The sequence below is a fragment of the Algoriphagus winogradskyi genome (assembly GCF_900182815.1).
GTDB classification, from domain to species: domain Bacteria; phylum Bacteroidota; class Bacteroidia; order Cytophagales; family Cyclobacteriaceae; genus Algoriphagus; species Algoriphagus winogradskyi.
The window spans coordinates 1,058,413-1,072,608 of the sequence record NZ_FXUA01000001.1 but is presented as its reverse complement, the minus strand read 5'-3'; the positions used below and the strand labels follow the sequence as shown (position 1 = coordinate 1,072,608).

Annotated in this window: 15 protein-coding genes and 1 rRNA gene; 6 read left to right on the top strand and 10 right to left on the bottom strand. The window is 39.0% G+C overall.

Annotated features, from left to right (window positions below):
- Both rrf and QOL76_RS04395 read left to right on the top strand, forming a co-directional pair.
- A 5S ribosomal RNA gene (rrf, locus tag QOL76_RS04400) occupies window positions 1-89 on the top strand; the annotation flags it as partial.
- 496 nt (window positions 90-585) lie between these two features.
- Entirely contained in the window at window positions 586-807 is a 222-nt protein-coding gene (locus QOL76_RS04395; RefSeq protein ID WP_283411804.1) for a hypothetical protein, read from the top strand.
- 218 nt (window positions 808-1,025) lie between these two features.
- On the opposite strand, the gene QOL76_RS04390 is transcribed toward QOL76_RS04395, so the two are convergent.
- The 3 genes from QOL76_RS04390 to QOL76_RS04380 all read right to left on the bottom strand — a co-directional run bounded on the left by QOL76_RS04390 (window position 1,026) and on the right by QOL76_RS04380 (window position 4,975).
- Entirely contained in the window at window positions 1,026-1,472 is a 447-nt protein-coding gene (locus QOL76_RS04390) for a DUF1569 domain-containing protein (protein ID WP_283411803.1), read from the bottom strand.
- 83 nt (window positions 1,473-1,555) lie between these two features.
- Window positions 1,556-3,955 (bottom strand): ribonucleoside-diphosphate reductase subunit alpha, encoded by a 2,400-nt coding sequence (locus QOL76_RS04385; protein ID WP_283411802.1) that lies wholly within the window; start codon window positions 3,953-3,955, stop codon window positions 1,556-1,558.
- Between the two features lie 39 nt (window positions 3,956-3,994).
- Window positions 3,995-4,975, bottom strand: a complete 981-nt coding sequence (locus QOL76_RS04380; RefSeq protein ID WP_283411801.1) for a ribonucleotide-diphosphate reductase subunit beta — start codon at window positions 4,973-4,975, stop codon at window positions 3,995-3,997.
- Window positions 4,976-5,555: 580 nt separating this feature from the next.
- On the opposite strand from QOL76_RS04380, the gene rplU reads away from it, so the two are divergent.
- Together rplU and rpmA are read left to right on the top strand one after the other, a co-directional pair.
- Window positions 5,556-5,867 carry a 50S ribosomal protein L21 gene (gene rplU, locus QOL76_RS04375; protein ID WP_283411800.1) on the top strand — a complete coding sequence of 104 codons (312 nt, stop codon included), beginning with the start codon at window positions 5,556-5,558 and terminating at the stop codon, window positions 5,865-5,867.
- A 35-nt stretch (window positions 5,868-5,902) separates the two neighbouring features.
- Entirely contained in the window at window positions 5,903-6,163 is a 261-nt protein-coding gene (gene rpmA, locus QOL76_RS04370; RefSeq protein WP_283411799.1) for a 50S ribosomal protein L27, read from the top strand.
- A gap of 281 nt (window positions 6,164-6,444) precedes the next feature.
- Here the strand turns inward: rpmA and QOL76_RS04365 are convergent, their stop codons facing one another.
- From QOL76_RS04365 to lipB, 6 genes are read right to left on the bottom strand one after another with little or no spacing between them, the layout of a single operon-like run.
- The gene (locus QOL76_RS04365; RefSeq protein WP_283411798.1) at window positions 6,445-7,074 is read right to left on the bottom strand and encodes a rhomboid family intramembrane serine protease; all 630 of its coding nucleotides are present in this window, start codon (window positions 7,072-7,074) and stop codon (window positions 6,445-6,447) included.
- The gene (locus QOL76_RS04360; RefSeq protein WP_283411797.1) at window positions 7,075-8,073 is read right to left on the bottom strand and encodes a polyprenyl synthetase family protein; all 999 of its coding nucleotides are present in this window, start codon (window positions 8,071-8,073) and stop codon (window positions 7,075-7,077) included.
- Window positions 8,036-10,237: a ribonuclease R gene (gene rnr / locus QOL76_RS04355; RefSeq protein WP_283411796.1), complete on the bottom strand. Its 2,202-nt coding sequence runs from the start codon at window positions 10,235-10,237 to the stop codon at window positions 8,036-8,038. The genes QOL76_RS04360 and rnr overlap by 38 nt, the downstream gene beginning before the upstream one ends.
- Before the next feature lie 53 nt (window positions 10,238-10,290).
- A complete protein-coding gene (locus tag QOL76_RS04350; protein WP_283411795.1) occupies window positions 10,291-11,040 on the bottom strand; it encodes a 3'-5' exonuclease in 750 nt (249 codons plus the stop codon).
- Between the two features lie 9 nt (window positions 11,041-11,049).
- Window positions 11,050-11,451, bottom strand: coding sequence for a hypothetical protein (locus tag QOL76_RS04345; protein WP_283411794.1), 402 nt, complete (start codon window positions 11,449-11,451; stop codon window positions 11,050-11,052).
- Window positions 11,448-12,173 (bottom strand): lipoyl(octanoyl) transferase LipB, encoded by a 726-nt coding sequence (gene lipB / locus QOL76_RS04340; RefSeq protein ID WP_283411793.1) that lies wholly within the window; start codon window positions 12,171-12,173, stop codon window positions 11,448-11,450. The genes QOL76_RS04345 and lipB overlap by 4 nt, the downstream gene beginning before the upstream one ends.
- A gap of 84 nt (window positions 12,174-12,257) precedes the next feature.
- Here lipB and QOL76_RS04335 point away from each other — a divergent pair, with 84 nt between their 5' ends.
- On the top strand, window positions 12,258-12,614 hold the full coding sequence (locus QOL76_RS04335) for a YraN family protein (protein ID WP_283411792.1): 357 nt from the start codon (window positions 12,258-12,260) through the stop codon (window positions 12,612-12,614).
- Between the two features lie 122 nt (window positions 12,615-12,736).
- Window positions 12,737-13,264 carry a YSC84-related protein gene (locus QOL76_RS04330; protein WP_283411791.1) on the top strand — a complete coding sequence of 176 codons (528 nt, stop codon included), beginning with the start codon at window positions 12,737-12,739 and terminating at the stop codon, window positions 13,262-13,264.
- A 3-nt stretch (window positions 13,265-13,267) separates the two neighbouring features.
- Here QOL76_RS04330 and QOL76_RS04325 read toward each other — a convergent pair whose 3' ends face one another.
- Complete coding sequence (locus tag QOL76_RS04325) at window positions 13,268-14,119, bottom strand: toxin-antitoxin system YwqK family antitoxin (protein ID WP_283411790.1); 852 nt, start codon at window positions 14,117-14,119, stop codon at window positions 13,268-13,270.
- Window positions 14,120-14,196 lie beyond the last annotated feature (77 nt).

Genomic DNA, 14,196 nt, shown 5'->3' with positions numbered 1-14,196 from the left:
CCACCTCTTCCCATCCCGAACAGAGAAGTTAAGCCCTGCAGCGCCGATGGTACTGGGGTTACACCCGGGAGAGTAGGTCGCCGCCTCATTTATTCAAAGCCAGCTTTAACCAGCTGGCTTTTTTGCGTTTGGAAATATTTATATTTTTAGCTAATCACTCCTTTTAGAAGATTAGCCTACTATTGGTATCGGTAGACGCCCTCCTCTTGGAATAGTAGCGTTATGAGCAGGCGTAGGTTATACCTTAAAAAATTACAGACAGTTCTTATGCTTGAATATTCAGCCAAATTTGTAATTAACTTCAGTTGATATTATTGCAATTGAAAATTGTTAAAAATATTAGGGTAAGTTTCAATCTACAACCGGTCCACTACAATGATTTGACTACGCCGTGAGAGGTAGTTCAGAATTTACTATATATTAGGTTTAATGCATGTGCTGAATAAAATTTTAATTAATCTCATATGTTTGATCTAAATGGAAATAGGATTTCTATTTGTTTGACTAGTGTTCTAGTTTTTGTTTCATGTGATAATTGCAAATTTCAAAACAGAAGAAATATGAAAGAATATTCTGGAGTAGTACTTGAATTTTTATAAATGGGATAGAGGTGTGAAAGACATTATTATTGAAAGTGGAAATGGTGATTTAAAGTATTATTTCCCAACAAGTCCTTTGTATGACGACTTTTGGGATAAAATACTTGTGGGAGATTCAATCAACAAACCATATAACGATTTGAATTTTTCAATTTACAGAAATGGAGAATTGGTAGAACATATGGACCTATATTTCGATTTTAACTAATTTGGATTTGGTAGCCGTCTCATTTATTTAAAGCCCTATAGTTAATGATGTGCCCCCAAAATCTAGACACTTATTTGGGCATTTTGGTTTTATAGAGGTTTTTGAACTTAAATAAATATCAATCGCAATAGTAGGAAATTGACAGCATGATGATTTAAAGAAAGAGATTGATTTTTTTATACGTCAAGGCAGAGTTCATCCCTAGCTTAATGGGATTTCTACCAAATCCCAAACTGTCCGAAGTGATGTTTAAAATGTTTGGGATGAAACTTTTCCCACTCTGAATAATTCAATTTTCCAAATCTTGGATGTACGGAGCTGGCGTCAGGGCTTGAATTAAAAAATGTAGTATACCCAGTTAAACTCTCAATGAGTTGTTTTTTTGCTTCATCTAAGCTACTATTTCTTAACGGGAGTAATTCCCCTGCCTTCATATTAGGAGCTAAAACACCTCGTGGAAATTCCATTGTAGAATCTAATAGAGCTCTCTTTTGAAATAACTGTTTTTCACTTGGTTCAAATTCTGGAATCTTTATTCTGCCGTATGATATCTTGACTGTAAGCGTAAGATGTTCTACCATATGTTGTGGAGTCATTATCCCGAATTCTGCCTTAGTATTAGCTTCTAAGGCTTTTAATTTTTTCTCTATCGATGTTATATCCATGCCTGGGTTCTTTGGGTTATAAGTTATAAAAAAAAGCGTTTGAGACTTCAAACGCTTTCTTGGTGATTATTGAACTTTATCTTTTAGCTTCCGCACATTTCGCAATTATCTGGATCATCCAGAGAACATGCAATAGCATCTTGTTTTTGTGATTTCACTTCAACTATTTCTTGCTGAGCCTTTTCAACTTTAGGCTCAAAACCTGTTTTGTCAAGCGTGAATTTAATAGCTGCTGTAGCCGCTTGTGATCTCAAGTAGTACATACCTGTTTTAAGGCCTTTTTTCCAAGCATAGAAGTGCATAGAGGTTAACTTACCAAAGTTAGGATCCTGCATGAACACGTTCATACTTTGAGACTGGCAAATGTATGCGCCACGATCGGCAGACATATCGATAATGATCTTCTGAGAAATCTCCCAAACGGTCTTATAAATATCTTTGATGTGTTGTGGGATGCCAGGTACATTTTGTACAGAGCCATTGGTTGATATCAATCGGTTTCTCATGGTATCATCCCACAGACCTAATGCAATCAAGTCTTTCATTAAGTGCTTGTTCACAATAATAAACTCACCTGACAAGGTTCTTCTAGTATAGATATTTGAAGTGTAAGGTTCAAAGCACTCATTGTTACCCAGGATTTGAGAAGTTGAAGCTGTAGGCATAGGAGCCATCAACAGAGAGTTTCTCATCCCGTATTTCTTGATCTTCTCTTTTACCTCAGCCCAATTCCATCTTCCTGACTTTGGCTTCACTCCCCAAAGGTCAAACTGCAGCTCTCCTTTTGAAGCTGGCGAACCCTCATAAGTCTCGTATGTACCTTGAACTTTTGCTAGCTCCATAGAAGTTTCTACCGCCGCAAAATACATAGTTTCGAAAATATCCTCATTCAATCCTTTAGCTTCTGGAGAATCGAAAGGCATACGAAGCAAAATAAATGCATCAGCCAAACCTTGTATTCCTAGACCAATTGGACGATGACGGAAGTTTGATCTTCTCGCTTCTTCAACTGGATAGTAGTTTACATCAATTACCTTGTTCAGGTTCTTGGTGGCTACTTTGGTGATTTCATATAGTTTCTGATGGTCAAAGAATAATTTTCCATCAGGTCCTTGAGTTACAAATTTTGGAAGGGCAATAGAAGCCAAATTACAAACGGCAACCTCATCTGGAGCTGTGTACTCAATGATCTCTGTACAAAGGTTAGAAGATTTGATTGTACCAAGGTTCTTCTGGTTTGACTTACCATTCGCAGCATCTTTATAAAGCATGTATGGTGTTCCAGTCTCAATCTGGGATTCTAATACTTCAAACCAAAGTTCTTGAGCTTTGATAGTTTCACGAGCTTTCCCTTCTCTCTCATACTTTTCGTACAGTCTTTCAAATTCTTCACCATGGCACTCAGAAAGTCCTGGAGCTTCGTGAGGACAGAATAGAGACCACTCAAGGTTTTGTTCTACGCGCTTCATGAAAAGATCTGGAATCCAAAGTGCATAGAACAAATCTCTAGCTCTCATCTCTTCCTTACCATGATTTCTCTTCAGCTCTAAGAAATCCTTGATATCTGCATGCCAAGGTTCTAAATAAATAGCAAAGCTGCCTTTTCTTTTTCCGCCACCTTGGTCTACATAGCGAGCTGTCATATCAAAGTTTCTAAGCATTGGTACAATGCCATTAGAAACTCCATTTGTACCCTTAATGTAAGAGCCTTTAGCTCTCACATGGTGTATCGAAAGACCAATACCTCCAGCTGATTGGGAAATCTTCGCACATTGTTTCAGAGTGTCGTAGATACCGTCAATACTATCATCCTTCATAGTAAGTAGGAAGCAAGAGGAAAGCTGAGGCTTAGGTGTACCTGCGTTGAAAAGGGTAGGGGTTGCATGGGTAAACCACTTTTCAGAAAGAAGGTTGTATGTTTCGATTACTGATTCCATGTCCTCTTTGTGGATCCCAACAGCCACTCTCATCAACATGTGCTGAGGACGTTCTACTACTTTTCCATTCAAACGGATCAAGTAACTTCTCTCCAAAGTCTTGAATCCAAAATAATCATACCCAAAGTCCCTTTTGTAATCAATTGCCGCATCTAGTTTTGCCGCATTATTCTTAATGATGCCATATACCTCAGGATCTAGCAAAGCTGCATTTTCATCAGTCTTTGGATTCACGTGGGTATAGAGCCTTTTCATGGTATTTGAAAAAGACTGACTAGTAGTTTTATGGAGATTTGAGATAGCGATTCTTGCTGCCAAGATTGCATAGTCAGGATGCTTTACAGTCAGTGAAGCACAAACTTCAGCGGCCAAGTTGTCCAGCTCTGTAGTTGATACTCCATCATAAAGACCATCTATTACCTTTTTGGCAACATCAATTGGATGAATGAATTTAGAATCGAGTTCGTAGCATAGGTTCTCAATTCTTGCTGTGATTTTGTCGAATCGTACTGATTCTCGTCTTCCGTCTCTTTTTAATACTAGCATTTCTTTGGGATTTTTAGGTTGATGGAAAAGTTGGGTTAATTAAAAGTCTTCACCAATGGAGAATCTTGGTGAATCGTCTGATCCTTCATTAGATTTCATTACTCCGGCTTTTTGGTAGTCTCCAACTCTTTTCTCAAAGAAATTGGTTTTACCCTGAAGCGAAATCATATCCATGAAATCAAAAGGATTCGTGCTATTCCATATTTTATCGCACTCTAATTCGTCTAATAGTCTATCTGCTACAAATTCAATGTACTGACACATCAGGTCAGAGTTCATTCCTATAAGTCGTACAGGAAGTGCATCAGTTACAAATTCCTTTTCGATTTCTACAGCATCTCTGATTATTTCTCTTACCGTCTCTTTTGGCAATTGATTGTTCAGATGCTTTGTGTATAGGTGACAGGCAAAATCGCAATGCAATCCTTCGTCACGGGAGATCAATTCATTGGAGAAGGTAAGTCCGGGCATCAGGCCTCTTTTCTTGAGCCAGAAAATAGAGCAGAATGATCCTGAGAAGAAGATGCCTTCCACCGCAGCAAAGGCGATTAATCGCTCTTGGAAGTTGCCATTATCTATCCATCTCAATGCCCAGTCCGCCTTTTTCTTTACACAATCAATATGCTCAATAGCATGTAATAGCTTGTCCCGCTCAGCTGCATCTTTGATATAGGTATCTATAAGAAGACTGTAAGTTTCTGAATGGATGTTTTCCATCGCAATCTGGAAGCCGTAGAAAAATTTTGCTTCTGTATATTGAACCTCTGATACGAAATGCTCTGCCAAATTCTCATTAACAATCCCATCACTAGCTGCAAAAAATGCTAATACGTGTGAGATAAAATGACGCTCACCATCATTTAATGCTTTCCAATCCACCATGTCCTGTCCCAGGTCAATCTCCTCAGCAGTCCAAAAGCTAGCCTCGGCTTTCTTATAATACTGCCAAATGTCGTTGTGCTGGATAGGGAATAAAACAAAGCGATTCTTATTCTCTTCTAGTATTGGTTCGTTCTGCATTGTTACTGTAGTGTTTAAGCGTATTAATTTTTGCCCCTAAATGAATAAATAGTTTGTCCGGGGATAAGAAAGGCTGCCTTTTTAGAACAGCCTTTCAACAAATATGTGAATCAAAATTGGGAAATAAAACCTGTGAAGTGTCTGTTTAAGGCCATTTCTGACCCGAGGTCAAAAAGTATATAGGGGTCATATATACAAATAGTTAGGTTGGTTTAAATATACTTTTAGATTAATTGAATGGGCTATTATCGGGGGTTTGAAAAAAAATCAAATAATTGCAAAAAAGATTTTCAACCAAAATTCAAGGCAATTTCTGACTTTCGGTCAATATTTTCGTGATATTAATTTTACTATTCAAAATTATGATCCTCAATCAGTTGGAGGTAAAATCAGAAAAAAAAATTAATTCATTTTTAAGTTTAATTGTCTTTTATCGTGGAAATTTTATGTTGTTTTTTAAGTAAATGAGGGCGGGTGGCAAAGTTTCAATATAAAACGCAAATAATATTTCAGAAGCCAGTTTTTTTCTTCCAATCAACTTCCCTATATTTGCACTCCGATTTCAAAAGAATCAAGAACTATGTACGCAATTGTAAACATCGCAGGAAAGCAGTTCAAAGTAACGCAAGATCAGTTTATCTATGCTCCAAAGCTAGATTTAGAAACTGGCGCTTCCATCGACTTCGACCAGGTACTATTAGCTGAGGCTGATGGATCTGTGTCTGTAGGCGCTCCCCTATTGGCTGGAGCGAAGGTATCTGGGAAGGTCCTAGATCATGTAAAAGGTGATAAAGTCATCGTCTTCAAAAAGAAGCGTCGTAAAGGCTACAAAAAGAAGAACGGTCACAGACAAGATTTCACCAAAGTTTTGATAGAAAGTATTACACTCTAAAGTTTTCTTTTTGAAGACTATAAAAGAATAAAACCATGGCACATAAGAAAGGCGTCGGTAGTTCCAGAAACGGTAGGGAATCAGAATCTAAGAGATTAGGTGTTAAGAAATTTGGTGGCGAAGTAGTAATCGCTGGAAATATTATCGTAAGACAAAGAGGTACTAAGCATCACCCAGGTGAAAATGTAGGACTAGGTAAAGATCATACCTTGTTTGCAACAGCTAACGGTGTTGTTACCTTTAGAAAGAAATATGATGGCAGATCATACGTAAGCGTATTGCCAGCAGAAGCTTGATTTAATCAATCAATATTGAAAGCCCCTTCACTTGAAGGGGCTTTTTTTGTGTCTATAATTTCTTCACTGATTAACTGCAGAGGATATTGTGGTTTCCGAAGAGACAGCAAGATGTTTCGCTTGGCTAAATTTATTCAACCCTGATGACTAGGGGCAATGTTTCAAGCTTACAGCAGTATAGTTATTCCGTGGAAACAGGTCACGAAAAAGCCCCCAAAAAGTATCTAACTTTTGGGGGCACATTAATAATTATCAGTCGGGCTTTCGTTTGATTATGTTTTTTAGAAAGGTCTATAGCTCATTACCTCATTAATAAATGTGGTTGCACTACTTGGAGAAACTAGTAGGATAAATACAATACCGAAAATTGCTCCATATAAATGCGCATCATGATTAATTGCATCATCTTGGTTTTTACCTTTGAAATATGAATAAAGCAAAAATAGTACACCCAAAATAAATCCAGGCAAGCAAAGAATTCCGAAAAGACAGATGTCAGAAAGCGGAAGTATGATGATGCTGGCAAATACTGTAGCGGCTGTTCCTCCTGAAGCTCCTAAGGCTCTATAATAGCTGTTATCTTTATTTTTTAGATAAGTAGGAATGTCTGAGATTACTATTCCTAAAAGATAGAAGAGCACATAGACCAAGCCACCTAAGACTACTCCAAATTTATAAGCAAGAATCTGCTCGACTACACCTCCAAAGAAGTAGAAGGTAAACATATTAAAGAAAAGGTGGATGTAGTCTTTATGTATAAATCCGGAGGTGATAAAACGATCCCATTGGCCATTTCTCTTGATTTTATATGGAATGAACATGCAACGCTCCATAAATGCTGCATTATTGATTCCATAGTAGCTACTAATTGCGGTGACTATAATCAGGACAACTGTAATTGATAATTCCATTTATTTTTCTCTGTGAATTAAGTCCTGAGTGATTTTTTTGAGTTCAAGGAAATAGTCTTCGTTTTTGAAATGAATTGCATCATATTGTGCAAATCCAGCCTCGAAATAGGAGTTCATTTTGGATTCTGCAAGGGCTTTGATTCCGAGATTTTCATAGATAGCTCTTACTGCCTTCACCTTTTGATCTTTGTCAAAGTCACGCTGAGAGAGCCAGAAATTTAAGTCTTCAGCATCCTGCCCTTTCGCTAATTCAAGTGCTTTGATCAAAAGAAATGTTTTTTTATTGGAAATGATATCACCTCCAACCTGCTTGCCAAACTTTTCCTGATCTGCAAATACATCCAGCAAGTCATCTTTTAACTGAAAGCCAACCCCGATATTCATCCCGAAATCATAAAGTTTTTGAGCATCTTCCTTCTCTGCTCCAGCTAGTAAAGCGCCTAGCTGTAGAGCAAAACCTAAGAGAACAGCTGTTTTCAGACGGATCATGTCTAGGTATTCGTCCTCATGAACAGATCCCAAGGACTCAAAATTCATGTCGAATTGCTGGCCTTCACATACCTCTGCTGCTGTTTTATTGAATAGGCGAATCACTTCACCCAATTTATCTGCCTCAGTAGGTAGCAGTAAATCATACGCTTTTACCAGCATGACATCACCAGAGAGTATCGCTACGTTTTTATTCCATTTTACATGGACAGAATCCTTACCTCTTCTCAATGGAGCATCATCCATGATGTCGTCATGCATTAGCGTGAAATTGTGAAAAACTTCAACTGCAGCTGCTTGACTTAGAATTTCAGCAGGATTTGGCTTATAAATTCCATATGCCAAAAGACTTAGCAAAGGACGGATTCTCTTACCGTCCAAGCTCAAAATATAGGTGATTGGGTCGTATAGTTCTTCGGGTGATTTTCTTATTTCTAGTGCACTCGGGAGGTTCTGGATATATGTTTCCAGCTTACCTAATAACTCGTGCGCGTGGCTTTTTTCTTTCATTATCTGCAAATTCCAAATCTATCGTTCTACGGTCAATATCAGTGTTAACTACTCTGACCTTCACTTTGTCGCCCAAAGTGATCATTTTTTTTGTTTTCGAGCCAATTAAGCGCATGTTTTTCTGGTCGAAATCATAGTAATCGTCATCCATGTCCTGGACGCGGATCATGCCTTCACACTTAGTTTCGGTGATTTCTACAAAGACACCCCACTCGGTGACGCCAGCTACAATTCCCTCGTAATCTTTGTCTTCCGCAAGAGACATGAATTCTACTTGCTTGTATTTAATGGAAGCTCTTTCGGCGTCTGCTGCTCGTTTTTCTCGTTCGGAAGAATGAACACATTTTTGTTCCCAAGCTTCTGCATCCGGCGATTTCCCTCCTTCGAGGTATAGTTCAAGCAGTCTGTGCACCATCATATCCGGATATCTTCGAATAGGAGAGGTGAAATGAGAGTAATGTGCGAATGCGAGTCCAAAGTGCCCTTTCGGCTCAGTGGTGTATTTGGCTTTTGCCATACTTCGAATTGCCAATTGTTCGAGAACATTTTGCTCAGGCTTACCTTGAATCTCCTCCATTAATTTGTTTAATGCAGTAGAGATAGTTCTCTCATTTTCGATTTCAAACTCATGTCCAAATCGCTTCGCAAAGCCAGAGAAGGTATCCAATCGCTCCATATCTGGCGAATCGTGGGTACGATAGACAAAAGTATCTTTTCCTTTATTCTTATTGAAAATGAATTCTGCTACATACTTGTTGGCAAGTAGCATGAATTCCTCGATGAGCTTATGGATATCCTTTCGCTCTTTGATCATCAAGCCAAGTGGTGTGCCTTTTTCATCTAGCTTGAACTTCACTTCAACAGTCTCGAAATTAACTGCTCCATGCTTGAATCTTCGCTGACGGATTTTCTTAGCCATGACATTTAATAATGTCAGTTCTTCGAAGTAGTCACCAGATTGATTGTCAATATTTTCTTGGGCATCTTCATATGCGTATCTTCTGTCAGAATGTATGACAGTTCTGCCAATCCAATGTTTCTTCACATTTGCTTCGTCATCCACTTCGAATACGCAGGCAAAGGTCAGTTTGTCCTCATGTGGGCGAAGTGAACATAGCCCATTACTCAAGCGCTCAGGAAGCATAGGAATGGTTCTATCTACTAAATAAACAGAAGTAGCTCTATTATAGGCCTCTTTTTCTAAAGCCGTTTTTGGTTGCACATAATGAGTGACATCTGCGATGTGAACACCGATTTCATGATTGCCATTTTCCAGTTTTCTATAAGAAATAGCATCATCAAAATCCTTTGCATCAGCTGGATCTATCGTGAAAGTGAGGACGTCTCTAAAATCCTTTCTTTTCTTGATCTCTTTGGCAGTGATCTTCTCTGAAATCTCCTCAGCTTCCTTTTCTGGTTCTTCAGGATACTCGAATGGCAATCCGAACTCTGCCATGATAGAGTGAATCTCTACTTCATGTTCGCCGGCTTTTCCTAATACTCGAATTACTTCTCCCGTTGGATTCTTATCGCCATCTCTCCATTCGGTAAGTTTGACAATTACTTTTTCTCCGTGCTGAGCACCATTGAGTCCACCTCTATGTACGAAGATGTCTTTGTGCATTTTCTTGAAATCCGGCACAACGAAGGCGAATCGAGGCGAAATCTCTACTCTGCCTACAAATTCATCACGGCTTTTCTCTACTACTTCCAGGACCTTACCTTCTACGCGACCAGTTTTACCCTTGAGCGGATATACCATCACGCGGACTTTATCACCATCGAGTGCTTGTTTCATATCAGCCTCTTTGACCAAAATATCTCCATCTACCTTCTCAGGATCGAGTGGTACGATGAAAGCAAAGCGTGGATTTACAAAATCTACGATTCCTTCGATGAACTCCGGGTCTTGGGTAGATGAATAATAGTTTCTTGGATTTCGAGAAACTGAACCTGCTTCTACTAATTTGCTTAGTACAGGCTCGACGCCACCTTTAGTAAGGGCATCTCTGATTTCGAGCTTCTTAATAATCTGCTTGGAGTTGAATTCTTCTCCATAATGTGCATCTAAAAATTGAAGGATGCGACGGGCCAAGCTGGCTGCGTCTGTTTGTTTTCCTCCTTGATTTTTACTGTTGTTTTTTCTGTGTTGTTTTCTTCCCATGATTTGGGTTGTTGATTAGGGTTAAGGTAAAAAGATTTATGTCCCTGCGCCCATTAATCTTTGTGATCTTTCTTTGAATCGTATAAATGAATGATTTCAATTTCTAAGTCATCCGACTGCGGATGCATAGCCATGTATACTCGAGCTGTGACTTCCACATCTCTCAGGCAGTATTTTTTGATTTTTTCTACGTCTTTATCCAGATGAAAAGTAGTGTTGACCTGACTTCCGTCAAGATCATCTTTTGAAGATGGAATTCCAAAAACTGAAGCTAAAAGCTCCAAGCGGGTGTAATGTTTATAGTCTCCAAACTTCCAAAGCTCCATCGTATCAAGATGGCGAACTTCCCAAGGCTTTTTCCCTGAGATCTGTAAAGGCTCCGGCAAAGCTACTCCATTGATGAGCATTCTGCGGCAGAGGTATGGAAAATCAAATTCCTTACCGTTGTGAGCGCAAAGAATCCATTTTTTCTTCTCTAACAAAGCTTTAAACTCCAAAAGAAGTTCCCGTTCATCTTCATGGGAATAACATTTCGATCTGAACGCTAGTTTTTTATCTTTCTTTTTCCATTGGAAATAGCCGACACCTACACAGACTACCTGTCCAAATTCAGCATGAATTCCTGCTCGGTCAAAATATAATGCACCTGGATCGTGAAGGTGATCCGGTGATTGGATAAGGCGCTCTTTCTTTAGCCATTCATCTTGAATACGCTCAGGCAGTTCTTCAAATTTCTCAGTTAATGAGGCTGTTTCTATATCTAGAAAAAGGATGTCATTCAGTTGATCAAAAAAATCTGCCATAAGCGTTTATTAAGCGTGGAGAACTCCTTCTAGGCCAATTTCGGGAATCATCTTTATGAATCCAGGATCGAAACTGCCTGAAGTAAAGATAAACTTTTTATCAAAAATTTGATCTAAAATATAGTAACTCACCCAAAACTCATTGTTTAAAGCAAAAACTGCTGGATCTATGGGCTCTACTTTGGCTACTGACTGCTCTCCAAGCTCTTCCATCATATGGCGAAGTGTTGATGTCTTTTTTACTTCTCCATTTATTTCGCCATATCCTTTTGAAGTGATCATGACATTTTTTAACTCAATCAAATTCAAGTTTATAATATATACTGCCCATTCCGTTCCGGATGCGGTCTCTTCTTTAGCTATCGCCAGTTTTACTCCAGTCACGGGACTGAAATCTATGTCTTTCTTCATATTGCTTCTATACTCTCCATTTCAAATAATTCGATCAAATGTCGCTTCACTCGGTCTTTGACTTCATGCATTTCCACAGGGCGACCAAGTTCCAAATGAAGTGAAGTGACAGCCTTGTCATCGATGCCGCAGGGAATAATATGTCCAAAATAGCTGATATCTGCATTCACGTTGAAAGCGAAACCATGCATAGTCACCCAACGACTGGACTTCACGCCCATCGCACAAATTTTTCTGGGGCTTTTTTGCTCCACATGATCTATCCAAACACCAGTTAACCCATCGATCCTTCCTGCTTCAACTCCATAGTCGGCCAAAGTCAAAATGACCGCTTCTTCGAGAAATCTTAGATACTTATGAATATCAGTGAAGAAATTGTCCAGATCTAAAATCGGATAACCAACCAGCTGACCTGGACCGTGGTAGGTGATGTCACCACCACGATTGATTTTGTAATATTGGGCGTCGTGGCTTTTAAGACCGTTTTCATCCAAAAGTAGATTTTCTTCTTTGCCACTTTTTCCCAGTGTATATACATGTGGATGTTCTACAAAGAGTAGGTAGTTTTTACTTGGTACCTGGTCGGCTGGGGGCAAAGGACGATTGCTGATTTTCAGCGCTACAGTTTCAGCAAAGAGTTTTTCCTGATAGTCCCAGGCTTGTTGATAATCCAGCTGTCCAAGGTCTCGGAATTCTACTTTTTTATTAATAATTTCATTCATCGGCTAGTCCCGAGGGATTTACTTTTCAACTGAATCAGCAAGTGGTTCGTTCATTGATTTTTCAAAATTAAACAAATATCCAAGATGGCTGAACACAACGATTCCGGAAAACTCGCAGAACAACTCGCAGCTGATTTTTTGGTGGGCAAGGGGTATGAACTAGTCGAAACAAACTATCGGCATGGACACGCTGAGATCGATCTCATCACCAAGCATAAAGGTTTGTTAATTTTTGTTGAAGTAAAGTTCAGATCTGGGACTGGCTTCGGATTTGCTGAGGAGTTTGTCGATTCGGTCAAACGTAAATTACTTATTAAAGCAGCTGATCAGTTTATTTATGTTAATGATTGGCATAATGATATCCGCTTTGATATCATTGGCGTATACAAAGACCGAACAGGAAAAATTAATTTCAGGCATTTTGAAGATGCTTTTTACTAAACACACAGCTCCGTTCAAATTTTAAAAACATATGAAATCGAGCATGACGAAGAACGTCACACCTGGGATAATTATACCCTTGCGAGATTCCATGTAACCATTGAAAAACAAATTATAAACACATGAAAAAATTAGCATTCACTTTCTTTTTTGCCCTGATGGCAATTGTAGCTTTCGCTCAAAGTGATAGAAAAGATAAACAGATCGAAGAGGATAGTATGGATGCCAAAGCGGCATTTTTAGAGGAAGATGAGAGCATGCAGGAATTATTTGACTCATCTTATGGCTACATTATTTTACCAAATGTGGGAAAAGGAGGTTTCGGAATTGGGGGAGCGGCTGGAAATGGTGTTGCTTTCCAAGGTGGAAAACAAGTCGGGTATGCGAAAATGACTCAAGTGACCATTGGTTTTCAGGCTGGAGGTCAAGCGTATTCAGAAGTTGTTTTCTTTGAAGATGAGGAAGCTTTCGCAAGATTTAAATCAAACAATATTGAAATGTCTGCTCAAGTCTCTGCTGTCGCAGCTGCCTCTGGAGCATCAGCTAATGCAAAATACGTTGATGGGGTAGCGGTGTTTACCCGAACAAAAGGAGGATTGATGTACGAAGCCTCAGTAGGAGGTCAGCAGTTTAAATTCAGAGAATTGTAAACTTCAATTATCTTTTCGATAAACTAAATTTCCGTCCTTATCCCATTCAGCACGAATGTAAGGGCGGAAATTTTTTGTGTAAGCAGTTTCCTGATATTGGATTTCACGCTTTCTTACTGCTTTGGTATTATTGAAGTCCCAGTATTCTGTCCACAGACCCACTTTTTCGCCATATTGATATTCCCCTGTGACCGCGACTTGTTTATTCTCATAGAAGTAAAAATAGTTTCCCTCTTCCAAACCATACTGAACGGGGATAATCTCTTGGATGGTTTTGGATGACTGATCAAAGTATCGAGTTCTTGACTCCCGCGGCCAACCTGCTTCAAAGTGATTTTTGTCCTGTAGCACATTGTTTGCATCGTAGAGCATCCATGTTTTATGCTTGGTGCCGTAGTAGAACATACCGCTTTCCACCACTTCCTCATTAATTACCCGCTCATAAGGTCCATGCAGTAGGTAGCCTTTTCCTGCTTCATATTCTTTGGTTTTTATACTTCTTTCTTGAGGATCAAACCAATAAACATCACGTATATAGGGGTCTGGACGTCGCGCAGCATCAGTGTAGTTAAAGTGCTCAAAAATCTGCTGCCCCCGAATTTCCTGACGGGTATAGCCTTTTCTGGTTTTAATCCCAAACCATTCATTTTTCCGAGCTTTCTTCTTTTTCTCCTTTTTTTCTTCCTTTTCTTTTGAGTCGTCGAAAAGTAGTAAAGGCATTGTCGTAGGGAGTAATCTGGAGTTCACCACACCACTGGAATCAGGATCTGATTTCGGTTTTGATTCTTCAGTTTGGGCTAAAGAAACCTTGCTCAGAAGTAGGAGGAAAATAAAACTGATATAATATCTACTCATATATTAGAAAAACGCAATATCCTTCGGTGTATTTTATCCAAAAATAACATTTCGAGATCAAAACCCACCGATTGTTT